This window comes from Stenotrophomonas sp. STEN054 (assembly GCF_056854535.1).
In genome coordinates, this window is record NZ_JBXFWG010000013.1 from 73492 (window position 1) to 96708 (window position 23217).

Here is a 23217-nt window from a genome sequence, read left to right on the forward strand (position 1 = left end):
CCATGAAGAAGACCCTGTTGCTGCCCCTGTTCGCCGCTGCGCTCGCCCTCACCGCCTGCGGCAAGTCCAGCGAGCCTTCGCAGAAGCTGGTGGTGGCCGCTACCGCCGTGCCGCATGCGGAGATCCTGGACGTGGTCAAGCCGATCCTCAAGGAGGAAGGCGTGGACCTGGACGTGCGCGTGTTCAACGACTACGTGCAGCCCAACGACCAGCTGGTGCAGAAGCAGGTGGACGCCAACTACTTCCAGACCGAGCCGTACCTGGATGCCTACAACCGCGACCGCAAGACCGACCTGACCAAGGTGATCGGCGTGCACATCGAGCCCTTCGGTGCGTACTCGCGCAAGGTCAAGTCGCTGGCTGAGCTGCGCGAAGGCGCTGACGTGGTCATCCCCAATGACCCGAGCAACAACAGCCGCGCGCTGATCCTGCTGCACAAGGCCGGCGTGATCGAGCTGAAGGACCCGAGCAACGCGCTGTCGACCCAGCGCGACATCATCGCCAACCCGAAGAAGCTGAAGTTCCGCGAGCTGGATTCGGCGATGCTGCCGCGCGTGCTGGACCAGGTCGACCTGGCCCTGATCAACACCAACTATGCGCTGGATGCCGGCCTCAACCCGACCCAGGATGCGCTGGCGATCGAGAGCAAGGATTCGCCGTACGTGAACTTCCTGGTCGCGCGCCCGGACAACAAGGACGACGCCCGCGTGCAGAAGCTGGCCAAGGCGCTGACCAGCCCGCAGGTGAAGGCCTTCATCGAGACCAAGTACAAGGGCGCGGTGCTGCCGGCGTTCTGATGGTGGGGTAGCGCCGGGGCATGCCCTGCGTGGGGTGTTCGCCGGGCATGGCCCGGCGCTACCGTCCTCAATCCACGTGGAAGGCGAGGGTGGCGGCCACGGCCTGCTGCCACCCGGCATACAGCTTTTCCCGCCGCGCCGCGTCCATCTGCGGCGCGAAGCGGCGGTCCAGGCCCCACTGCACGGCAATCTGTTCGCGGCTTTCCCAGAACCCCACCGCTAGCCCGGCCAGGTAGGCCGCACCCAGCGCGGTGGTTTCGGTCAGCCGTGGCCGCAGCAGCGGCACGCCGAGGATGTCGGCCTGGAACCCGGCCAGGAAGTCGTTGCCGATCGCACCGCCGTCGGCGCGCAGTTCGCTCAGGGCGATGCCCGCATCCGACTGCATCGCATCGAGCACGTCACGGGTCTGGTAGGCCATCGCCTCCAACGCCGCACGCACGAAGTGCGCCTTGCTGGTGCCACGGGTCAGACCGAACATCGCCCCGCGCACGTCGCTGCGCCAGTAGGGTGCGCCGAGGCCGACGAAGGCCGGCACCAGGTAGGCCCCGCCGCTGTCATCGACCTTCGCTGCCAGCGCCTGGCTGTCGCTGGCGCGGTCGATCAGGTGCAGCTCGTCGCGCAGCCACTGCACCACCGAGCCGGCGATGAAGATCGAGCCTTCCAGCGCATATTCCACTTTGCCGCCGATGCCCCAGGCGATGGTGGTCAGCAGGCCGTTGCGCGAATGCACCGCCTGGGCGCCGGTGTGCATCAGCATGAAGCAGCCGGTGCCATAGGTATTCTTGACCATGCCCGGCTGGAAACAGGCCTGGCCGAACAGCGCCGCCTGCTGGTCACCGGCGATGCCTGCGATCGGGATCGGATGGTCGAAGAAGAACTGCGGCCGCGTATGCGCGTACACCGCGCTGGAATCGCGCACGCTGGGCAGCATCGCGCGCGGGATGTCCAGCAGTGCCAGCAGGTCCTCGTCCCATTGCAGGGTGTGGATGTTGAACAGCAGGGTGCGCGCGGCGTTGCTGTAATCGGTGACGTGCGCCTGGCCACCGCTGAGGTTCCAGACCAGCCAGCTGTCGATGGTGCCGAACAGCAGTTCGCCGCGCTCGGCGCGCTGCTGCGCCCCCTCCACGTGGTCGAGGATCCAGCGCACCTTGGTGGCCGAGAAATACGCATCGATCAGCAGGCCGGTGCGCTCGCGGATCAATGCTTCGTGGCCATCGGAGCGCAGGCGCTCGCAGATCGCGTGACTTTGCCGTGACTGCCAGACGATGGCGTTGTGGATCGGCTGGCCGGTGGCGCGGTCCCAGACCACGGTGGTCTCCCGCTGGTTGGTGATGCCCAGCGCGACGATGTGCCGTGGGTCGATCTGCTCGCGGCTGAGCAGCTCGGTCATGGTCGAGTAGACGCTGGTGAGGATCTCGCGCGGATCGTGTTCCACCCAGCCCGGCTGCGGGAACAGCTGGCTGAACTCACGCTGCGCGCTGCCGACGATGTTGCCGGCGCGGTCGAACAGGATCGCGCGCGAACTGGTGGTGCCCTGGTCTATGGCCAGCACGTAGCGGGGCGTCATGGGGCGTCTCCGGTGGCGATGAATGGGTAGGGTCGAGCCTGCTCGACTGCCCCGAAAAACAGTCGAGCATGGCTGGACTCTACAAAACAACAACGGGCCCCGCAGGGCCCGTTGTTTCAACACCGTGGAGCAGGGAGCCGCTTAGAAGCGCGCACCGATGCCGAAGCCCACGGTCCACGGGTCAAGCTTGGCTTCACCCACCTTCTGGCCGGCCACCTTCAGGTCCGGGCGCGAGTGCATGTAGCGGGCATCGGCGCGGGCAAACCAGGTGGAGTTGATGTTCATGTCCACACCCACGGTGCCGATGGCACCCTTGGCGTCCTTCAGGCGGATGTCATCGCCACCGGCGAAGTTCTCGTTGCTGAAGGCCGACTGGAAGTAACCGACGCCCACGAACGGACGGAACACGTTGTCAGCCTGGCCGAAGTGGTACTGGCCGCTCAGCGCGACCGGCTGCTGCTCGACGCTGCCCAGGCGGGCATTGCCCGGACCCTTGACGCGATGGTCGAACTTGTCGGCAGCGCCCCACAGCTCAACGGCCCAGTTGTCGTTGACGTAGTAGCTGAAGCTGACGGTCGGCGCCGGGCCACCATCGACCTTCTTGATGCCGTCGATCGGGTCGTTCTTCGGCTGCAGCAGCGAGACGCCACCAACCACGGCAAAATGCTTGCCCGAGGCAGTGTCCGCGGAGCTGCTGTCCTGCGCGAAGGCAGCAGGAGCGAAGGCAGCGGAGGTCAGCAGGGCGAGGCTCAGAATACGGATGGAGCGCATGGGGGAAATCTCCTGTTGTTTCTTGTTTTTGGGCCCCGGTTGCGGGGCGATGTCACCGTAGTCGCCTCAACATGAATCGAATCCGACGCGCGTTAAAATTTGGTTTCCACTGTTCAGCGGGCAGAGCGAAAACGTTGTTTTATTGGGGTTTCATGCATATGCGACTGTTCATGCAGTTGGAGAAAACGTGAGCAGCGATGCGTTGTGCATCGGCCTGCCTGCGCGCGTGGATCGCGATTGCCGCGTGCTCGTGCTGGGCTCGATGCCCGGTGTTGCCTCGCTGCAGGAACAGCAGTACTACGCCCATCCGCGCAACCGTTTCTGGCCGTTGCTCGGTGATCTGTGCGGGTTCGATCCGGCGCTCGCCTACGAGGCGCGGCTGCGCGCGCTGGCCGATGCCGGGGTCGGCCTGTGGGATGTGATCGGCCAGTGCGAGCGCCGCGGCAGCCTGGATGCCGACATCGTGCGCGGCTCGGAAGTCCCCAATGCGTTGCCTGCACTGATCGCCGACCTGCCGCGGCTGCGCCTGGTCGCCTGCAATGGCGGGGCGGCCTGGCAGGCACTGCAGCGCTGGGTTGTGCCGGATCTGGCGGCAACGCCGGCGCTGCTCGCGCTGCCGTCCACCAGCCCGGCCAATGCCGCGTGGTCCCTGCCGCGCCTGCGCCAGGCCTGGCAGCCGCTGGCTGACGCGCTGGCGACATGAAGCGGACATCGTCGGGACAATACGCTACCCATTGGAAGTACCCGCAGGCCTTTGGCAACAGCGTGTCCCGGCGACGTGCGTACTGAAAACACCTGTAACGGTTGGCGCTGGCCCCCTCTGGCCGCACAATAGACGTTTCCCTACACCAGATTGCCGGAGTTATCCCCATGGCCGAAATCAAGGAAGCACTTGTCCCCGATATCGGTGACTACAGCGATATCCCGGTAATCGAGGTGCTTGTCGCCGTCGGCGACACGGTCAAGAAGGACCAGGGCCTGGTGACGCTGGAAAGCGACAAGGCCACGATGGAAGTGCCGTCCTCGGTGGCCGGTGTGGTCAAGGAAATCAAGGTCAAGGTCGGCGACAACCTCTCCGAGGGCAAGGTCGTGGCCCTGATCGAAGTGGCTGAAGGCGAGGCTGCCACGCCGGCCGCTGCTGCCCCGGCCCCGGCCAAGGCCGCTGCCCCGGCCGCCGCCACCCAGAGCGCCCCGGCACCGGTGGCTGCTGCCCCGGCCGCTGCGGCTGCCAGCGGCGGTGCCGTTGAAGCCCTGGTGCCGGACATCGGTGATTACACTGACATCCCGGTCATCGAAGTACTGGTCGCCGTCGGCGATACGGTCAAGAAGGATCAGGGCCTGGTCACGCTGGAAAGCGACAAGGCCACCATGGAAGTGCCGTCCTCGGTTGCCGGCGTGGTCAAGGAACTGAAGGTCAAGGTCGGCGACACCCTGTCGCAGGGTGCCGTGGTCGCCATCATCGAGGCCGAAGGCGCTGCCGCGCCGGCCCCGACCAAGGCCGCCGCTGCCGCCGCCCCGGCCGCTGCCGAGACCGCCACCAAGGTCGAGCCGGTCGCCGTTCCGGCCCAGCCGGACAAGCTGGCCGCGCGCGAGATCGCCTCGGCCGGTACCCCGGCCAGCCCGCCGGTGCAGTTCAACGCCGATGGCGTGCTGCCGGCCAAGGTGCCGTACGCCACCCCGGCCGTGCGCGTGTTCGCCCGCGAACTGGGCGTGGACCTGCTGCAGATCAGCGGCACCGAGAAGGGCGGCCGCATCACCAAGGGTGACGTGCAGAAGTTCGTCAAGGCCGCGCTCAGCAGTGGCGTGCCGGCTGCCGGCGGCGCCGCTGTCGCTGCCGGTGGTGGCCTGAACCTGCTGCCGTGGCCGAAGGTCGACTTCAGCAAGTTCGGCGATACCGAAGTGCAGCCGCTGTCGCGCATCAAGAAGATTTCCGGCGCGAACCTGGCCCGCAACTGGGCGATGATCCCGCACGTCACCCAGTTCGAACAGGCCGACATCACCGACCTGGAAGGCCTGCGCGTGGCGCTGAACAAGGAAAACGAGAAGGCCGGCATCAAGCTGACCATGCTCGCCTTCCTGATCAAGGCCAGCGCCGCGGCGCTGAAGAAGTTCCCGGAATTCAACGCCTCGCTCGATGCCAGCGGTGAAAACCTGACCCTGAAGAAGTACTTCCACATCGGCTTTGCCGCCGATACGCCGAACGGCCTGGTCGTGCCGGTCATCCGCGACGTGGACAAGAAGGGCGTGGTGCAGATCGCGCAGGAAACCACCGAGCTGGCCAAGAAGGCCCGCGACGGCAAGCTGGGCCCGGCCGACATGAGCGGCGGCTGCTTCTCGATCAGCTCGCTGGGCGGCATCGGTGGCACCGCGTTCACCCCGATCGTCAACGCACCGGAAGTGGCCATCCTCGGCGTCTCCAAGTCGGCCATCCAGCCGGTCTGGAACGGCAAGGAGTTCGCGCCGAAGCTGATGCTGCCGCTGTCGCTGAGCTACGACCACCGCGTCATCGATGGCGCCCTGGCCGCACGCTTCACCACGTACCTGTCGCAGGTACTGGCCGACATGCGCCGCGTGCTGCTGTAAGGCACCGCTTCGCCCCCACCGTGCGGCCGCTGCCCCTGGCGCGGCCGCGTGAACAGATGCAGTGACAGCCCGCCGGCCACGCCGGCCGGGCACGAGGAAAACCACCATGGCCACGATTGAAGTCAAGGTTCCCGACATCGGCGATTACAGCGATGTGCCGGTGATCGAAGTGTTGGTCGCCGTCGGCGACACCGTGAAGAAGGACCAGGGCCTGGTGACCCTGGAGTCGGACAAGGCCACCCTGGAAGTGCCGTCCTCGGCCGCCGGCGTGGTCAAGGAAATCAAGGTCAAGCTGGGTGACACTCTTTCCGAAGGCGCCGTGGTCGTGGTGCTGGACGCTGAAGGCGCCGCCGAAGCCCCGGCCAAGGCCGCTGCGCCGGCCCCGGCGGCAGCCGCCCCGGCCAGCAAGCCGCCGGTGACCCCGTCGCACCGCGCCCCGGCCGAGCCGGCGGCACCGAAGCCGGCGCTGTCCAGCGGCAAGCCGGCTGATATCGAATGCGAGATGGTCGTGCTGGGCTCGGGCCCGGGCGGCTACACAGCCGCCTTCCGCGCCGCCGACGTCGGCCTGGACACCGTGCTGGTGGAGCGCTACGCCAGCCTCGGCGGCGTCTGCCTCAACGTGGGCTGCATCCCGTCCAAGGCCCTGCTGCACGCCGCAGCGGTCATCGACGAAGTGGCCCATGCCGGTGATTTCGGCGTCGAATTCGGCAAGCCGACCATCACCCTGGACAAGCTGCGCCAGTACAAGGAAAAGGTCGTCAGCCAGCTGACCAAGGGCCTGGCCGGCATGGCCAGGCAGCGCAAGGTCCGCAGCGTGCAGGGCGTCGGCAGGTTTGTTTCGGCCAACGAACTTGAAATCATTGCGGCTGACGGCAGCACCCAGCTGCTGCGCTTCCAGAAGTGCATCATCGCCGCCGGTTCGCAGGCCGTGAAGCTGCCGAACTTCCCGTGGGACGACAAGCGCGTGATGGATTCCACCGACGCGCTGGAGCTGGCCGAAGTGCCGGGCTCGCTGCTGGTCGTCGGCGGCGGCATCATCGGCCTGGAAATGGCCACGGTGTATGCCGCGCTGGGCAGCAGGGTCACCGTGGTCGAGTTCATGGATCAGCTGATGCCGGGCGCCGACAAGGACTTGGTCAAGCCGCTGGCTGACCGCCTGAAGAAGCAGGGCATCGAAGTCCACCTGAAGACCAAGGCCTCGGGCGTCACCGCCGATGCCAGGGGCATCACCGTAACCTTCGAAGCTGCCGAGGAGGGCCAGACGCCTGCCCTGGCGCAGGGCACCTTCGACCGCGTGCTGGTGGCCGTGGGCCGCTCGCCCAACGGCAAAAAGATCGATGCCGAGAAGGCGGGCGTGCAGGTCACCGACCGCGGCTTCATTCCGGTCGACCGCCAGATGCGCACCAACGTGCCGCACATCTTCGCCATCGGCGACATTGTCGGTAACCCGATGCTCGCCCACAAGGCCACGCACGAAGGCAAGCTGGCTGCTGAAGTGGCTGCCGGCCACAAGAAGGAATGGGTCGCCCGCGTGATTCCGTCGGTGGCCTACACCAACCCGGAAATCGCCTGGGTTGGCGTGACCGAAACCGAAGCCAAGGCCAAGGGCCTGAAGGTCGGCGTGGCCAAGTTCCCGTGGGCCGCCAGCGGTCGCGCGATCGGCATCGGACGTACCGAGGGCTTCACCAAGCTGATCTTCGACGAGGAGACCCACCGCATCATCGGTGGTGCCATCGTCGGCGTGCACGCCGGTGACCTGCTGGCCGAGATCGGTCTGGCCATCGAGATGGGTGCTGAAGCCGAGGACATCGGCCACACCATCCATGCGCACCCGACGCTGAGCGAATCGGTGGCGATGGCCTCGGAAATCTACGACGGCACGATCACCGATCTGTACATGCCGAAGAAGAAATAACGCGCCTGCGCGTTGCACACGAAGAACCCGGCTAAAGCCGGGTTTTTTGTTGGCCGGACGGTGAGGGCCCATGAAAAAACGCGGCGCCGGTTGCCCGGGCGCCGCGCTGGAGAGATCGGGTAATGCTCGATCAGAAGGTCATGCTGATGCCGGCCACCGGGCCCTTGAATTCCTGCTTCAGGCCGATCACGCCGTCGCTGCCCTTCTGGTCCACGTCCAGCTTGAACCAGTCATAGCCGGCGAACACGCCGAAGGTCTCGGTGAAGCGGTATTCGACGATGGCGTTGGCGCGGCTCAGGTCGCCGTCGTAGTCGTCGAAGCTGCCCCACTTGGTGTTGAGGTACTGGCCCTGGATGTTGATCAGCCAGCGGTCGGCCGGGGTGAAGCTCAGGCGCGCGCCAACCACCGGGGCCACGCCGCTCTCGCTCTCGTCCAGGAAACGACCGTTGTAGACGTTGCCCAGGTCGGCAAAGCCCTTGGCGCTCACCTTTGCCCACTCGGCACCCAGCTGCAGGCCCATGTCGAACTTGTCGGTGTCCACCACCGAGTAGTCGTACACCAGGCTGGCGACCTGGTACTTCAGTTCGGCCTTGACGAAGCTGCCTTCCGGCACGTTGATCTGGCCGAAGGCAATGCCGTCGTCCAGGGTTTCGCGGCGGTCCTTGTCCCACTTGAAGTAGTCGAAGATCAGGCGCTGGCGGTCGCTGAAGCGGAACACGCCGTCAATGCGCGGCTCCCACTCCTTGCCGCCCATCTTGAAGTCTTCGCTGACATTGACGTCCTGGCCGGCGACGGTGGTGTTGCCACGGATGGTGTTGTCGTTCTCGATGTTCATGGCACCCACGCGCAGCGTGAAGCGCGGATCGCCCTCGGCAGCATGGGCGGCATTGGCGAACGAGGCGCCGGCGGCGAGCAGCGAGAGGGCGAGCAGGGTGGGTACGGGGCGCATCGCAGAGTCCTTGCAGTGGTTAATTCGGAATGAAGGCCACTGTGCCGGACGTGAGCGTCCACCCTACGTGAACGTATGGTCCACGCCGCGTAGACGGTTCAGCGCCGTTATGACGCTGCAAAGAAGATGGCCCCGCAGAGGACTACGGGGCCATCCTGGGACCTGCGGGGCGAAGCGTCGACGAGGTTGCTGCAGGCAGGTCGAAAGGTAGGACAGGACGCGCGCGGCAAAGTTCCGTGGCCTGCGACAAAAGTTGAATGCGCTGCATCGCAACAAAGCGCGGACGCTACTGTCCCCCCTGTGGGCGGTAAAATTCCTGCCGATACGGCAACTTGCGGCGTCGTGGATGAACAGGCAGCGGTTGTCTCACAAATTGTCCCATTGCTATACTTTGGCGGCTCGATGAGGCACGCACGCTGTAACAGCCTCCGCCCTTCACAAGAACCATGTGGGACATCCTGTGCTGAACTCCGTTGAAGCGGGTCGGCGACTGATGCTGCGCGCCGCGGTCTATCCGCTGGTCGCAGTGGCTGTCCTGGCCTTGGCATTCCTGCTCCTGGCAGGGCAGAAGGCCGCACTGGGTGCGCTGCTGTCTGGCGTGGCGGTCTCGGCGGGGGGCTGGGTGGCGGCACGGATGGCGCTGAGCGGGGGCGCAGTTGCAGCAGGTTCGGCGATGGCGCGCCTGATCATTGCGGTCGTTGCGAAGTGGGCAGTCGTTTTCGGCGTCCTGCTGGCGGGTTTCCTGGTCTTCAAGCTGCCTGCATTGGCGCTGTTGGCCGGTATCGCCGTCGGTTTGATGTTCCAGGTCCTGGCTCTGGCCAGGCGTTGACAGAATTCAATTAACTAAGGTTCCGGACACATGGCGGGCGAGGCTCTAACCCCTACCAGCTACATCCAGCATCACCTGCAGAACCTGACCGCACCGGTCGGCAACGGCGAAGGGATGTTCTGGCACATCCACGTCGATACCTTCCTCACCGCCGTCCTGATGGGCCTGGTGATCGTGGTCGCGTTCTGGATGGGCACCCGCAAGGCAACCGCCGGCGTGCCGGGCAAGTGGCAGGCCTTCGTGGAAATCTGCCTGGAGTTCGTTGACCGCCAGGCCAAGGACACCTACCACGGCAAGAGCAAGCTGGTCACGCCGATCGCCATCACCATCTTCTTCTGGATTCTGCTGATGAATCTGCTGAAGATGATCCCGGCTGATTTCATCGCCAAGCCGCTGGAAATGGCCGGTGTTCATTACTGGAAGCCGGTGCCGACCGCTGACGTCAACGCCACCCTGGGCATGGCCTTCAGCGTGTTCTTCCTGATGCTGTTCTTCGCGCTGAAGTCGAAGGGCCTGCTGGGCTTCATCAAGGAATTCCTGACGGCGCCGTTCGGCAAGTGGATGATGCCGTTCAACCTGATCCTCAACATCGTCGAGTGGCTGAGCAAGCCGATCTCGCTGGCGATGCGACTGTTCGGCAACATGTTCGGCGGCGAAATCGTGTTCCTGCTGATCTGGGTGCTGGGTGGTGCCGGTTTCTTCGGTGCCATTGCCGGTGGTGCATTCGGTCTGGGCTGGATGCTGTTCCACCTGCTGGTGATCCCGCTGCAGGCCTTCATCTTCATGATGCTGTCGATCGTGTACCTGAGCCTGTCGGAAGACGCTCACTAAAGTTCCAAGCTTCAACCAGTTTCACCTTCATCCGTTTCATCACCCTTAGCAACTTAGTTCCTGGAGATAACCATGTACTTCGCCGTCCTGACCAACTTCGCGCAGATTCAGAGCTCCACCGCCCTTGCCGTCGGCATCATGATCGGCCTGGCCGCGCTGGGCGCTGGCCTGGGTCTGGCCATCATGGCTGGTAAGTTCCTGGAGTCGGCCGCCCGCCAGCCGGAACTGATCCCGGTCCTGCAGGTCCGCATGTTCATCACCGCCGGCCTGATCGACGCCGCGTTCATCATCTCGGTCGCCGTCGGCCTGCTGCTGGCCTTCGCCAACCCGCTGTCGGCTGCCTTCGCTGGCGCCGTCACCAAGGCTCTGGCCGGCTGATACAGCGGTTTGAGACGACCGGGTGCTGATGCACCCGGTTTCGGATGAAGGCCGGATGCGCCGCTTCGGCGGCGCGTCCACCCCGAAACCAGCGATCGAGCTAACCATGAATATCAATTTCACCCTTCTTGCGCAGGCGCTCGCCTTCGCTGGTCTGATCTGGATCATCGCGACCAAGATCTGGCCGCCGCTGATGAACGCGATCGAAGAGCGCCAGCAGAAGATCGCTGAAGGCCTCGCTGCTGCCGACCGCAGCCAGAAAGATCTGGCCCAGGCGCAGGAGAAGGTCAACGAAGCGCTGAAAGAAGCACGCACCAAGGCCAACGAGATCATCGACCAGGCCCACGCGCGCGCCAACCAGATTGTTGATGCTGCCCGTAACGAAGCGATCACCGAAGCCACCCGTCAGAAGGAACTGGCCCAGGCTGAGATCGACGCCGCCGCCAACCGTGCCCGTGAAGATCTGCGCAGGCAGGTGTCCGCGTTGGCCGTGACCGGTGCCGAAAAGCTCCTCAAGCGCGAAATCGACGCCAACGCCCACAAGGCGCTGCTCGACGAGCTGGCCTCGGAGATCTAAGGATGAGCCAGGCCCTCACGCTTGCCCGCCCGTACGCCCGCGCCGCCTTCGCGACCGCGCGTGACGAAGGCACGTTCGCGCCGTGGTCGGACGCCCTGGCGTTCTCCGCCCACGTCGCCGCCGACCCGCGCGTGGCGGCCCTGCTCGCCAACCCGGAGCTGGGTCGCGACGAAGCCGTCGCACTGCTGGCACCGGAAACCCACGGTGAGACCTACTCGCGTTTCCTCGCCGTGCTGGCCGAATCGCATCGTCTGCCGCTGCTGCCGGAAATCGCTGGCATGTTCGACGCGCTGCGCGCCGAAGCCGAGCACGTGGTCAAGGCCACGGTGACATCGGCGGCCGAACTGTCGGCCGGTGAGCTGGACGCGATCAAGGTCGCGCTGCGCAAGCGCTTCAACCGCGAGGTCGACGTGACCACCGCGGTCGATGCCTCGCTGATCGGCGGTGCCGTCATCGACGCCGGCGACGTGGTCATCGATGGTTCGCTGAAGGGCAAGCTGGCCCGTCTGCAGACCGCGCTCGCTAACTGAATTCATTTAACGTCCGGCCCCGCTGCCGGCACTAGGACTTGACGATGGCAACCACGCTCAACCCCTCCGAAATCAGCGAACTGATCAAGAACCGCATCGAGAAGGTCAAGCTGGCCGCAGAATCGCGCAACGAAGGCACCGTGACCAGCGTGTCCGACGGCATCGTGCGCATCTTCGGCCTGGCCGACGTGATGCAGGGCGAAATGATCGAACTGCCGAACAACACCTTCGCCCTGGCCCTGAACCTGGAGCGCGACTCGGTCGGCGCCGTGGTCCTGGGTGACTACGAGCACCTGCGCGAAGGCGATGTCGCCAAGACCACCGGCCGCATCCTGGAAGTGCCGGTCGGTCCGGAACTGCTGGGCCGCGTCGTGAACGCGCTGGGCGAGCCGATCGACGGCAAGGGCCCGCTGGGCACCGACCTGACCGCCCCGGTGGAGCGCGTTGCGCCGGGCGTGATCTGGCGCAAGTCGGTCGACCAGCCGGTGCAGACCGGTTACAAGTCGGTCGACGCGATGATCCCGATCGGCCGTGGCCAGCGCGAGCTGATCATCGGCGACCGCCAGACCGGCAAGACCGCGATGGCCATCGATGCGGTGATCAACCAGAAGGGTACCGGCATCAAGTGCGTGTACGTTGCGATCGGCCAGAAGGCTTCGACCATCGCCAACATCGTGCGCAAGCTGGAAGAGAACGGCGCCCTGGCCCACACCGTCGTGGTTGCCGCAACCGCTTCCGAATCGGCTGCCATGCAGTACATCAGCGCCTACTCGGGCTGCACCATGGGTGAGTACTTCATGGACCGCGGCGAAGACGCGCTGATCGTGTACGACGATCTGTCCAAGCAGGCCGTGGCCTACCGCCAGATCTCGCTGCTGCTGAAGCGCCCGCCGGGCCGTGAAGCCTACCCGGGTGACGTGTTCTACCTGCACTCCCGTCTGCTCGAGCGCGCTGCCCGCGTGTCCGAGGAGTACGTCGAGAAGTTCACCGAAGGCAAGGTCACCGGCAAGACTGGTTCGCTGACCGCGCTGCCGATCATCGAAACCCAGGCGGGCGACGTGTCCGCCTTCGTTCCGACCAACGTGATCTCGATCACCGACGGCCAGATCTTCCTGGAAACCGACCTGTTCAACGCCGGCATTCGCCCGGCCGTGAACGCCGGTATCTCGGTGTCGCGCGTCGGTGGCTCGGCCCAGACCAAGATCATCAAGAAGCTGTCCGGCGGCATCCGCATCTCGCTGGCCCAGTACCGTGAGCTGGCTGCGTTCGCGCAGTTCGCCTCGGACCTGGACGAAGCGACCCGCAAGCAGCTGGAGCGTGGCCAGCGCGTCACCGAGCTGATGAAGCAGAAGCAGTACGCGCCGATGTCGATCGCCAACCAGGCGCTGTCGATCTACGCCGTGAACGAGGGTTACCTCGACGACGTGCCGGTCAACAAGCTGCTGGCCTTCGAAGAAGGTCTGCACGCCCACTTCGCCAACACCCAGGGCGAGCTGGTCGGCAAGGTCAACGCCACCGGCGGTTGGGACAACGACATCGAAGGTGCCTTCAAGAAGGGCATCGCCGAGTTCAAGACCACCGGCAGCTGGTAATCCAGCGCTCGTAGAGCGGGGCTCGCCCCGCTCAAACGGTTGAACAACGCGGGGCAACAGCCCCGCGCCACGGGAAACAAGAGATGGCAAGCGGACGCGAAATCAAAACCAAGATCAAGAGCGTGCAGAACACCCGCAAGGTGACGCGCGCCCTGGAAATGGTCTCGGCCTCCAAGATCCGCAAGGCGCAGGATCGGATGAAGACCTCGCGTCCGTACGCGCAGGCGATGAAGCAGGTGATCGGCCACCTGGCCCAGGCCAGCACCGATTACCAGCATCCGTTCCTGGTCGAGCGCGAGCAGGTCAAGCGGGTCGGGTTCATCGTGATCTCCTCCGATCGCGGCCTGGCTGGCGGCCTCAACAACAACCTGTTCCGCAGGATGCTGGGCGAAGCCAAGGCATGGCAGGACAAGGGTGCTGAAGTGGACCTGGTGACCATCGGCCAGAAGGCATCGACCTTCTTCCGCCGCGTGAAGGTCAACATGGTCGGCAGCGTGACCCACATCGGCGACGTGCCGAAGCTGGAATCGCTGATCGGTGTGATCAAGGTCATGCTCGACGCCTTCACTGAAGGCAAGGTCGACCGTGTGTACCTGGTCTACAACCGCTTCGTGAACACCATGACGCAGAAGGCCAGCTTCGATCAGCTGCTGCCGCTGCCGCCGGCTGAGAAGCAGGTCGCTCACCACGACTGGGACTACCTGTACGAACCCGATGCCGCGACCGTGCTCGAGCACGTGATGACGCGTTACATCGAGTCGCTGGTGTACCAGGCACTGCTGGAAAACGTCGCTTCCGAGCATGCCGCACGCATGGTCGCGATGAAGGCGGCGAGCGACAACGCCAACAAGCTGATCGGCACCCTGCAGCTCGTCTACAACAAGGCGCGCCAGGCAGCGATCACCCAGGAAATCTCCGAAATCGTCGGCGGCGCGGCAGCAGTCTGACCGCGTTCGTTCAAAGCACACATTAGAGGATGCAGCAATGAGTCAGGGCAAGATCGTTCAGATCATCGGCGCGGTCGTCGACGTCGAATTCCCGCGTGAGTCGGTGCCGAAGGTGTATGACGCACTGAAGGTCGAAAACACCGAGATCACCCTCGAAGTCCAGCAGCAGCTGGGCGACGGCGTGGTGCGTACCATCGCCCTCGGTTCCACCGACGGCCTGAAGCGCAACCTGGTAGCCGTCAACACCGACCGCGGCATCTCCGTGCCGGTCGGCGCTGGCACCCTGGGCCGCATCATGGACGTGCTGGGCCGTCCGATCGACGAAGCCGGCCCGGTGGCCGCCAGCGACAGCTGGGAAATCCACCGTGCGGCCCCGTCGTACGAAGACCAGTCCCCGGCCACCGAGCTGCTGGAAACCGGCATCAAGGTCATCGACCTGATGTGCCCGTTCGCCAAGGGCGGCAAGGTCGGCCTGTTCGGCGGCGCCGGCGTCGGCAAGACCGTCAACATGATGGAACTGATCAACAACATCGCCAAGGCGCACAGCGGTCTGTCCGTGTTCGCCGGCGTGGGTGAGCGTACCCGTGAGGGCAACGACTTCTACCACGAAATGAAGGACTCCAACGTCCTCGACAAGGTGGCGATGGTGTACGGCCAGATGAACGAGCCGCCGGGCAACCGTCTGCGCGTCGCACTGACCGGCCTGACCATGGCGGAGTACTTCCGCGACGAGAAGGACGAAAACGGCAAGGGCAAGGACGTTCTGCTGTTCGTCGACAACATCTACCGCTACACCCTGGCCGGTACCGAAGTCTCGGCACTGCTGGGTCGTATGCCGTCCGCCGTGGGTTACCAGCCGACCCTGGCCGAGGAAATGGGCGTCCTGCAGGAACGCATCACCTCGACCAAGAACGGTTCGATCACCTCGATCCAGGCTGTCTACGTTCCCGCGGATGACTTGACCGATCCGTCGCCGGCGACCACCTTCGCCCACCTGGACTCGACCGTCACCCTGTCGCGTTCGATCGCCTCGCTGGGTATCTACCCGGCCGTCGATCCGCTGGATTCCACCAGCCGCCAGATGGACCCGCTGGTCATCGGCCACGAGCACTACGACACCGCCCAGCGCGTCCAGCAGACCCTGCAGAAGTACAAGGAACTGAAGGACATCATCGCCATCCTGGGCATGGACGAACTGTCCGAAGAAGACAAGCAGGCCGTGTCGCGCGCCCGCAAGATCGAGCGCTTCTTCAGCCAGCCGTTCCACGTGGCCGAAGTGTTCACCGGCTCGCCGGGCAAGTACGTGTCGCTGAAGGACACCATCCGTGGCTTCAAGGCCATCGTCGATGGCGAGTACGACCACCTGCCAGAGCAGGCGTTCTACATGGTCGGCAGCATCGAAGAAGCGGTCGAAAAGGCCAAGAAGATGGCTGAGAAGGCCTGATCATGAGCACCATCCGTTGCGACATCGTCAGCGCCGAGCAGGAAATCTTCCGTGGTGAAGCGACTCTGGTCGTGGCTACGGGTGAGCTCGGCGAACTGGGCATCGCGCCCAAGCACGCACCGCTGATCACCCGTCTGAAGCCGGGCAAGATCGTGGTGACCACGCCGAACGGCGAGCAGCTGGATTTCGCCATTTCCGGCGGCATCCTGGAAGTGCAGCCGCAGGTGGTGACCGTGCTGGCCGACACCGCGATCCGCGCGCAGGACATCGACGAAGCCTCGGTCCGCAAGGCCAAGGAAGAAGCCGAGCGCATCCTGGCCAACCGCGGCGAAGCCATGGAAGTGGCCGAAGCCCAGCAGAAGCTGGCTGAGGCCGTGGTGCAGCTGCAGGCGCTGGAGCGCCTGCGCAAGACCCTCAAGCACTGAGGTTTACGCCACACCCGCACAAACGCCGGCCTCGTGCCGGCGTTTTTGTTTGTGCCGGCGGCGTTGGTAGAGTCGACCGTTGGTCGACTATCGCGCGCAGCGCGGGTTTCAAGCGGCCCCCGGAAGAGCAGTCGACCAACGGTCAACTCTACCGGGTAGGTTTTCCTGCGGCACCGACGGGTAGAGTCCGCCGTCAGCGGTAGACCACGTAGCGCATCAGCAGGAACGACACCGCGGCCAGCGCTCCTTCCACCAGTGGCTTCGCCAGCCAGGCGTATTGCAGGCCCAGCGCATGGTGGGCGGCGGACACCAGCAGCGTGCTGGCTACGGTCAGCAGCAGCCATACCGGCAGGAAGCGGGCGAAGCGCTGCCAGCCCAGGCGCTGCCGGCCCTGCGCATCGGCGAAGGTGATCCGCCCGTTCAACCAGAAGCCCAGAAGCATGCCGGCCACGCGCCCGGCGATGTTGGCCGGGGCCACCGGTACGCCCGCCGCAGTGAGGGCAACAAACACCAGCCAGTCCAGCAGCAGCTGCAGCAGGCCGATGACGATGTAGGCGGTTCCCTGGCGGAGCAGGGTCATGACGGCTCCCGGCCGTCCGGCACGAGGTGCAGCGTCTGCCACTCCACGCAACCCGAGCAGCCGCCGTGCATGCGCGCCGGGCTCATCCCGCAGGCGTCTGCACGGGCGGCGGCAGGGACCACCATTGATGTTTGCCGGCCTCGCCCTGCAGTTCCGCGCCGGCCAGCTGCAGTGCCGCGCGTTGTGGTGCCGTCAGGCTGCTGGTGTTGAGGATGATGTGGCCGGCCTGCATGTCCCGCATCAATGCCAGCCACTGCTGCCCGCTGGCATCCTGCTCGGCGATCGCTGCCGCCGCTTGGAGCGTGGGCGCGTACCAGGCAACACTGCGGCCGCGGTTGCCGAACTCGGCGAAGTAGGGCGCGGCGGTGTCCAGCACCAGGACATTGCCTCTCCCATCGGCCGACACCCGCATGGCAGCTGCCAGCGAACGTTCGGGAGTGAAGCGCTGGAACAGGGGCTCGTCAAGGCCAGCTGCCTTCAACGTGTCCTTCAACGCACCGCTGCGCATCATCCAATAGCCCGTCGACTGCAGGCTGACATTCAGTGCGCAGATCGTGACCAGCAGAACCAGCAGCGGCCGGCGCGGGGTGACCGCGCCCAGCGCCGCGACGGCTACTACCGACAGCAGCACCATGCCCGGGTAGGCATAGCGCAGGTACTGCACAGGCAGCAGCGGCAGGACCAGCACGGCCATTGCCACCAGTGCTGCCGCGCGCGTGGACGGTCGCAGCAGGGCCAGCAGCCACAGGCCCGCCAGGCCGACCAGCACCACGCCCGCCGCGCCATCCTGCGATTCGAAGTAGCGCGAGGAATGGAACGTGAGCATCCATGGCAGGTTCGCGCCGAAGCCGACGCTGTAGGTGGCATCGAGGAAGTTGACGGGCGCGTAGTACGGCGAATGGAAAATGCCGTTGAACAGCGGCAGCACCGGATTGCCGGCGATCCAGGTGGCGTAGGCATAGCTGGAGGCGCCCACCAGCAGGCCGACCAGCGCCACCAGTGCGATGCGTGGCAGCGATGGCCACGGATGACGTACCAGCGCCCAGAGCAGCACCGGCAGTGCCAGCAGGGCGCCCATGGTCTTGATCGCCAGCAGCCCACCCGCCAGCACCGCCAGCAGCAGCCAACTGGACAGGCGGGAATCGCGCGGGGCTGCGGCCAGTGCACACATCCACAGCAGCACTGCCGCCGTAGGCAGTTCGGTCTGCATGCCGCCGGCCAGGCCCGCGGTCAGTGGCAGGCTGGCCACCATGGCAACGGCGAGCCAGCGCGACAGCTCACCCGCCCCCAGTTGTGCAGCCAGCTGCCAGGCAGCCGTGCCCAGTGCCAGCAGCCAGAATGCATTGACCGGGCCGCGCGCTTCAGCGCCGGACACAAGCTGTGGGAGCGCATGGATCACATCGGTTGCCCATGGAGCCAGCGCCCAGATCTGATGCTCCGGCGCAGGCTGGTATACCCCCAGTTCCAGCAACTGCCACGGCAGCCGCAGGTGATAGGTCAGGTCGTCATACTGCAGGGTCGGCAGCCAGCAGGCCGTGCTGGCCAGTCCAAGCACGAGCACGGCGAAGGCAGCGCTGCGTGGTGCAGCAGCCACCGCCTGCCGCCACTGCGTGGCCGCAGCCCGCAGCGCGGATGACAGCGGCGCGCGGCGCCAGGCCACCAGTACCAGGCAGGCCAGCAGGTAGACCCAGCGGTAGTGGATCGGCAGCAGCAGCGTCCAGCCCAGCACCGCGGCCATCATCAGCAGGCCTGCGCAGGCCTGCAGCGCGAACGCGCGTTGCGCGAACAACGTCGCACCTAGGGCGACTGCGGCCAGCAGCATCAACAGCGTTGCCAGGAACGGCGACACGCCAGCGAACACCGGCAGCAGCAGCAGCCAGAGCACGCCCAGCACGCTGGCCATCGACCAGTGGCGCCAGCGCTTCAGCAGCATCCCGGCGCCGCACGCCAACAGGCCGATTGCCACAAGTTCGCCGAAGCGGCCCCAGGGGATGCTGCGGGCCAGGGGCGTCGTGCACAACCCGATGACGAGCAGGGCAGCGCCCAGCCATGGAAGCAGGTTCGGGAGTCGACTGTGGATGACGGGCATGGTTCACGTAGCGCAAGGGAACACGTCGGCTATGCTAGCAGCCAGTCCACAGTTCGCTGCCGCCCGGTACATCCCATGACCCAAGCCCTGCACGTCATCATCCTCGCCGCCGGCGCTGGCAAGCGCATGAAATCCGTGCTGCCGAAAGTGCTGCAGCCCATCGCCGGCCAGCCGATGCTGGCCCATGTGATTGCCGCGGCACGCGAACTGCAGCCGGCCGCCATCCATGTGGTGTACGGGCATGGCGGTGAAGCCGTGCGGCAGCGCTTTGCCGACCAGACCGACCTGTTGTGGGCCGAACAGGCGCAGCAGCTCGGCACCGGCCATGCGGTGGCGCAGGCGATGCCGGAGGTGCCGGATGCGGCGCAGGTGTTGGTGCTGTACGGCGACGTGCCGCTGATCCGCGCGCAGACCCTGCGCCACCTGCTGGCGCAGCCGGGTCGCCTTGCGGTGCTGGTGGCCGAGGTCGACGACCCGACCGGCTACGGCCGTATCCTGCGCGATGCCGAAGGCAAGGTCGGCGCCATCGTCGAACAGAAGGATGCCGATGACGAGCAGCGCCGCATCCGGATCATCAATACCGGCATCATCACCGCCGAATCGACCGCGCTGCGGCGCTGGCTGTCGCAGCTGTCCAACAGCAATGCGCAGGGCGAGTACTACCTGACCGATGTGTTTGCCTTTGCCGCGCACGAGTACACCCCGGCGGAGATGGCCCTGGTGTCCGACGCGCAGGAAGCCGAAGGCGCGAATGATCCCTGGCAGCTGTCGCAGCTGGAGCGTGCATGGCAGCGCCGCGCAGTGCGTGCCCTGTGCGCGCAGGGCGCGCGCGTGCTGGACCCGGCGCGGCTGGATATCCGCGGCGAGGTCACGGTCGGCAGCGATGTGCTGATCGATGTCGATGTGATCCTGGAAGGCAGAGTGGAGCTGGCCGACGGCGTGACCGTGGGGCCGTTCACCCGCTTGAAGGATGTGCGCCTGGGGCCGGGTACCGAAGTGCGCGCGCACTGTGACCTGGAAGGCGTGGTGACCGAGGGTGCCGCGCAGATCGGCCCGTTCGCGCGCCTGCGCCCGGGCACCGTGCTGGCCGACGGCGTGCACGTGGGCAACTTCGTGGAAACCAAGAAGGTCACCCTGGGCGTGGGCAGCAAGGCCAATCATCTGACTTACCTGGGTGATGCGGTGATCGGCAGCAAGGTCAACATCGGCGCTGGCACCATCACCTGCAACTACGACGGGGTGAACAAGTCGACCACGACCATCGGCGACAAGGCCTTCATCGGTTCCAACAGCGCGCTGGTGGCGCCGGTGACGATTGGCGAAGGCGCGACCATCGCGGCGGGATCGGTCATCACCCGCGATGCGCCGGACGGCACGCTGACCCTGGCCCGTGCGCGGCAGGAAACCATCGACGGCTGGAAGCGGCCGGTGAAGAAGGGCTGAGGCACCGCCGCGATCCACGCATGGCGTGGATCTACCGGGAATGTCAGTCAAGGTAGCGCCGGGCCATGTCCGGCGGCAGTAGATCCACGCCATGCGTGGATGCGGCCGACCGGTCAATTCACCGGCAGCAGGATCGACACGCACAACCCGCCATCACCGCGGTTCTGCAGGGATACCCGGCCGCTGTGCGCCTCGACGATCTCGCGGGTCAGTGCCAGGCCCAGGCCGGTGCCGTTGCGCTTGGTTGAATAGAACGGCATCAGCGCGTTCTGCAGCACCTGCTCGTTCATGCCCTTGCCGCGGTCCAGCACGTCCAGGCGCAGCCACTGCGGCAACCGTGTCAGCTGCACCTGCACGTCGTCGTTGGGCGGCTCCGCTTCGGCGCAGGCTTCGTGTGCGTTCTTCAGCAGGTTCAACAGCGCCTGGCCGAACTGGGCGATGTCGATGCGGCTGCTCAGCGTCTCGTCCGGCTCGCGGTCCATGCCGAACGGAATCTGCTGGCGCAGGCTGGACAGGAACGGCGCCCAGTGCACGGTCTGCAGCTGCGGCTGCGGCAGTTTGGCGAAGCGTGCATAGCCGCGGATGAAGCCTTCCAGATGGCGTGCGCGGTCTTCGATGGTGCTGAAGATCTCGGGCAGGCGATCGAAGCGTTCGCGCCTGACCAGTTCGCCGCCTGAGTGGGCCAGCGAGGCGATCGGTGCCAGCGAGTTGTTCAGTTCGTGGCTGATCACCCGGATCACTTTCTTCCAGGTCTGCACTTCCTGCCGGCGCAGTTCGGCGGTCAGCTGGCGCACCAGCAGCAGGTCGTGCGGGCGGCCGTTCAGATGGAACGCGCGCCGCGACAGATGGTAGACCTGCTCGTCGTCCTCATCGGGCTCGACGCCCTCCTCGACCTCCGCGCGCACCGCGAACAGGCTGTCGCCGCCGCGTGCGATGGCATCGCGCAGTTCCACCGGCAGCTGCTCGAGCACCTCTTCCATGCGCTGGCCTTCCAGCTTCCAGCCACCGTGCAGCAGCTTGCGTGCGGCCAGGTTGGAAAACACCACGCGGGAAATGCCATCGCCACCGGCCGCGATCAGCAGCATCGCCACCGGCGTGTTCTGCACCATGGTGTCCAGCAGCAGTTCGCGCTGCACCAGGCCCTGGCGCTGCTCGCGCAGCACGTCGCCCAGTTCGCGGTGCGCGTCTACCAGGTCGCCTAGCTCGTCGTTGCCCGGCCAGTACACGCCGAAGTTGAACTCACCATCGCGATAGCTGCTGGTGGTGCCGGCCAGTGCGCGCATCAGCGAGCGCACCGGTGCGGTGGCGCGGCGCAGCGACCACCACATCAGCGACAGCAGCACGACCGAGGAGATCCCCGTCACCCACCAGCCGTGGTTCATCCAGTAGGCCAGCAGCCACGGCAGTGCGGCGGCCAGCGCCAGCACCGGCAGCAGGCGCAGGAACAGGAGGAAGGTGAAGGAGCGCCGTTTCATTCGCGCGGAATGCCGTGGCGGTCCATGCGCCGGTACAGCGCCTGGCGGCTCAGGCCGAGCTCGGCCGCGGCCTGGGCGATGACGCCGTGGTTGCGGGCCAGCACGTCCTCGATGCGTGCACGGTCGGGATCGTTGCCGGCGCTCGGGGTCGGGCGCGGCGCGGCCGCTGCACGTGGCAGGTTGAGGTCAGCCACCTCGATGCGGTTGCCGCTGGCCAGCAGCTCGGCACGCTGGATCACGTTGCGCAGCTCGCGCACGTTGCCTGGCCACGGGTGCCGCTGCAGTGCGGTGGCAGCAGCGGTGGACAGCGGCTTGCCGGCGCTGAGGAAGCGTTCGGCCAGCGGCACGATGTCGCCCGGTCGCTCCGCCAGCGGCGGCAGCACCAGTTCCACCGTGTTGAGTCGGTAATAGAGGTCTTCGCGGAAGCTGCCGTCGCGGATCATCGCCGGCAGGTCGGCGTTGGTCGCGCTGACCACGCGGACCTTGACCTGGCGCTCGCGGTTGGAGCCCAGGCGCTCGAAGCGGCCGGTTTCCAGTACGCGCAGCAGCTTCATCTGCCCGCCCAACGACAGGTTGCCGATCTCGTCCAGGAACAGCGTGCCGCCGTCGGCGGCTTCGAACTTGCCCTCGCGCGCCTTGTTGGCACCAGTGTAGGCACCGGCTTCGGCGCCGAACAGTTCGGCCTCGATCAGTTCGGAGGGCAGGGCACCGCAGTTGACCGCCACAAACGGGCCCTTCGCCACCAGCGAATTGGCCTGGATGATCTGCGCGATCTTCTCCTTGCCGGCGCCATTGGGGCCGGTGATCAGCACCGGCAGTTCCGAACGCGCGACCTGACAGGCCAGGGCGATGACACGTTCGCTGGCGGGATCGGCGAACACCGCGCCGCACAGCGCGTATTTCTCTTCCAGCGCGTTTCGCTGGCGTTCCTCGCGGGCGCGGCGCTGGTCCAGCTCGCGACGCGCTTCGGACAGTTCAAGCAGGTTGTTGACCGTGGTCAGCAGCTTGCGGTCATCCCACGGCTTGGCCAGGTAATCGGCGGCGCCGGCCTTGACCAGGTCCACCGCGCTGCTCAGGTGCGTCCAGGCGGTCAGCAGGATGACCGGCAGGTCCGGATGGCGCGCGCGGATCTGCGCGAACAGGGCCTCGCCTTCTTCGCCCGAGGTGGTGTCCTCGGTGAAGTTCATGTCCTGGATGACCAGGTCGACGGCGTGTGCTTCCAGCATCGCCAGGCCGTCGGCCGGGCTCTGCGCCTGCAGGGTGTCGATGTCATGCAGGGAAAACAGCACGTCCAGCGCGGTACCCACGCTGGCGTTGTCATCGATGATCAGGATCGCGGGCATGGTCCGAATACAGGTAGCGCCGGGCGATGCCCGGTCAAAGGGTAGCGGCGGGGGCCGCCCCCGCCGGGCCGGGGTTAAGAAGACCCGCGCCCCCGGGGCCGACCCCGAAGGAGACGCACACACTACCACAAACCCACAACACCCCGGAGGCG

At 65.9% G+C, this 23217-nt stretch carries 21 protein-coding genes; 14 read left to right on the plus strand and 7 right to left on the minus strand.

From position 1 onward, the window contains the following. Positions 1–2: 2 nt before the first annotated feature. The gene (locus AC1VXD_RS07390; RefSeq protein WP_482991514.1) at positions 3–797 is read left to right on the plus strand and encodes a MetQ/NlpA family ABC transporter substrate-binding protein; all 795 of its coding nucleotides are present in this window, start codon (positions 3–5) and stop codon (positions 795–797) included. 67 nt (positions 798–864) lie between these two features. Here AC1VXD_RS07390 and glpK read toward each other — a convergent pair whose 3' ends face one another. After that, entirely contained in the window at positions 865–2364 is a 1500-nt protein-coding gene (gene glpK / locus AC1VXD_RS07395) for a glycerol kinase GlpK (protein ID WP_482991515.1), read from the minus strand. A 141-nt stretch (positions 2365–2505) separates the two neighbouring features. Beyond that, complete coding sequence (locus tag AC1VXD_RS07400; RefSeq protein WP_108770094.1) at positions 2506–3135, minus strand: OmpW/AlkL family protein; 630 nt, start codon at positions 3133–3135, stop codon at positions 2506–2508. 187 nt (positions 3136–3322) lie between these two features. On the opposite strand from AC1VXD_RS07400, the gene AC1VXD_RS07405 reads away from it, so the two are divergent. From AC1VXD_RS07405 to lpdA, 3 genes are all read left to right on the plus strand, one after another. Further along, on the plus strand, positions 3323–3838 hold the full coding sequence (locus tag AC1VXD_RS07405) for a DNA-deoxyinosine glycosylase (protein ID WP_482991516.1): 516 nt from the start codon (positions 3323–3325) through the stop codon (positions 3836–3838). 167 nt (positions 3839–4005) lie between these two features. Further along, positions 4006–5718: a dihydrolipoyllysine-residue acetyltransferase gene (gene aceF / locus AC1VXD_RS07410; protein WP_482991517.1), complete on the plus strand. Its 1713-nt coding sequence runs from the start codon at positions 4006–4008 to the stop codon at positions 5716–5718. 106 nt (positions 5719–5824) lie between these two features. Further along, positions 5825–7633 carry a dihydrolipoyl dehydrogenase gene (gene lpdA / locus AC1VXD_RS07415; RefSeq protein WP_482991518.1) on the plus strand — a complete coding sequence of 603 codons (1809 nt, stop codon included), beginning with the start codon at positions 5825–5827 and terminating at the stop codon, positions 7631–7633. A 130-nt stretch (positions 7634–7763) separates the two neighbouring features. Here lpdA and AC1VXD_RS07420 read toward each other — a convergent pair whose 3' ends face one another. Next, positions 7764–8582 (minus strand): hypothetical protein, encoded by an 819-nt coding sequence (locus AC1VXD_RS07420; protein ID WP_482991519.1) that lies wholly within the window; start codon positions 8580–8582, stop codon positions 7764–7766. Between the two features lie 493 nt (positions 8583–9075). On the opposite strand from AC1VXD_RS07420, the gene AC1VXD_RS07425 reads away from it, so the two are divergent. From AC1VXD_RS07425 to AC1VXD_RS07465, 9 genes are all read left to right on the plus strand, one after another. After that, positions 9076–9411: a hypothetical protein gene (locus AC1VXD_RS07425; protein ID WP_079223564.1), complete on the plus strand. Its 336-nt coding sequence runs from the start codon at positions 9076–9078 to the stop codon at positions 9409–9411. A gap of 30 nt (positions 9412–9441) precedes the next feature. Beyond that, positions 9442–10242, plus strand: a complete 801-nt coding sequence (gene atpB, locus AC1VXD_RS07430; protein ID WP_079223562.1) for a F0F1 ATP synthase subunit A — start codon at positions 9442–9444, stop codon at positions 10240–10242. Positions 10243–10314: 72 nt separating this feature from the next. Then, positions 10315–10620 carry a F0F1 ATP synthase subunit C gene (atpE, locus tag AC1VXD_RS07435; protein ID WP_005411133.1) on the plus strand — a complete coding sequence of 102 codons (306 nt, stop codon included), beginning with the start codon at positions 10315–10317 and terminating at the stop codon, positions 10618–10620. A 106-nt stretch (positions 10621–10726) separates the two neighbouring features. Next, entirely contained in the window at positions 10727–11197 is a 471-nt protein-coding gene (locus tag AC1VXD_RS07440; RefSeq protein WP_482991532.1) for a F0F1 ATP synthase subunit B, read from the plus strand. Between the two features lie 2 nt (positions 11198–11199). Then, on the plus strand, positions 11200–11727 hold the full coding sequence (locus AC1VXD_RS07445) for a F0F1 ATP synthase subunit delta (protein WP_079223560.1): 528 nt from the start codon (positions 11200–11202) through the stop codon (positions 11725–11727). A 44-nt stretch (positions 11728–11771) separates the two neighbouring features. Continuing rightward, on the plus strand, positions 11772–13319 hold the full coding sequence (gene atpA, locus AC1VXD_RS07450) for a F0F1 ATP synthase subunit alpha (protein ID WP_482991520.1): 1548 nt from the start codon (positions 11772–11774) through the stop codon (positions 13317–13319). Between the two features lie 83 nt (positions 13320–13402). Then, positions 13403–14266 (plus strand): F0F1 ATP synthase subunit gamma, encoded by an 864-nt coding sequence (atpG, locus tag AC1VXD_RS07455; protein ID WP_478468526.1) that lies wholly within the window; start codon positions 13403–13405, stop codon positions 14264–14266. A 37-nt stretch (positions 14267–14303) separates the two neighbouring features. Next, positions 14304–15710, plus strand: a complete 1407-nt coding sequence (gene atpD / locus AC1VXD_RS07460; protein WP_079223556.1) for a F0F1 ATP synthase subunit beta — start codon at positions 14304–14306, stop codon at positions 15708–15710. A gap of 2 nt (positions 15711–15712) precedes the next feature. Continuing rightward, a complete protein-coding gene (locus tag AC1VXD_RS07465; protein ID WP_482991521.1) occupies positions 15713–16135 on the plus strand; it encodes a F0F1 ATP synthase subunit epsilon in 423 nt (140 codons plus the stop codon). Positions 16136–16328: 193 nt separating this feature from the next. On the opposite strand, the gene AC1VXD_RS07470 is transcribed toward AC1VXD_RS07465, so the two are convergent. Both AC1VXD_RS07470 and AC1VXD_RS07475 read right to left on the minus strand, forming a co-directional pair. Beyond that, complete coding sequence (locus tag AC1VXD_RS07470) at positions 16329–16715, minus strand: GtrA family protein (RefSeq protein ID WP_482991522.1); 387 nt, start codon at positions 16713–16715, stop codon at positions 16329–16331. 82 nt (positions 16716–16797) lie between these two features. Continuing rightward, on the minus strand, positions 16798–18804 hold the full coding sequence (locus tag AC1VXD_RS07475; RefSeq protein WP_482991523.1) for a hypothetical protein: 2007 nt from the start codon (positions 18802–18804) through the stop codon (positions 16798–16800). 75 nt (positions 18805–18879) lie between these two features. Between AC1VXD_RS07475 and glmU the strand changes: the two genes are divergently transcribed. After that, complete coding sequence (glmU, locus tag AC1VXD_RS07480) at positions 18880–20247, plus strand: bifunctional UDP-N-acetylglucosamine diphosphorylase/glucosamine-1-phosphate N-acetyltransferase GlmU (RefSeq protein WP_482991524.1); 1368 nt, start codon at positions 18880–18882, stop codon at positions 20245–20247. 113 nt (positions 20248–20360) lie between these two features. Here glmU and AC1VXD_RS07485 read toward each other — a convergent pair whose 3' ends face one another. Beyond that, positions 20361–21722, minus strand: a complete 1362-nt coding sequence (locus tag AC1VXD_RS07485; RefSeq protein WP_482991525.1) for a sensor histidine kinase — start codon at positions 21720–21722, stop codon at positions 20361–20363. Further along, positions 21719–23065 (minus strand): sigma-54-dependent transcriptional regulator, encoded by a 1347-nt coding sequence (locus AC1VXD_RS07490; RefSeq protein ID WP_482991526.1) that lies wholly within the window; start codon positions 23063–23065, stop codon positions 21719–21721. The genes AC1VXD_RS07485 and AC1VXD_RS07490 overlap by 4 nt, the downstream gene beginning before the upstream one ends. Positions 23066–23217: the final 152 nt, after the last annotated feature.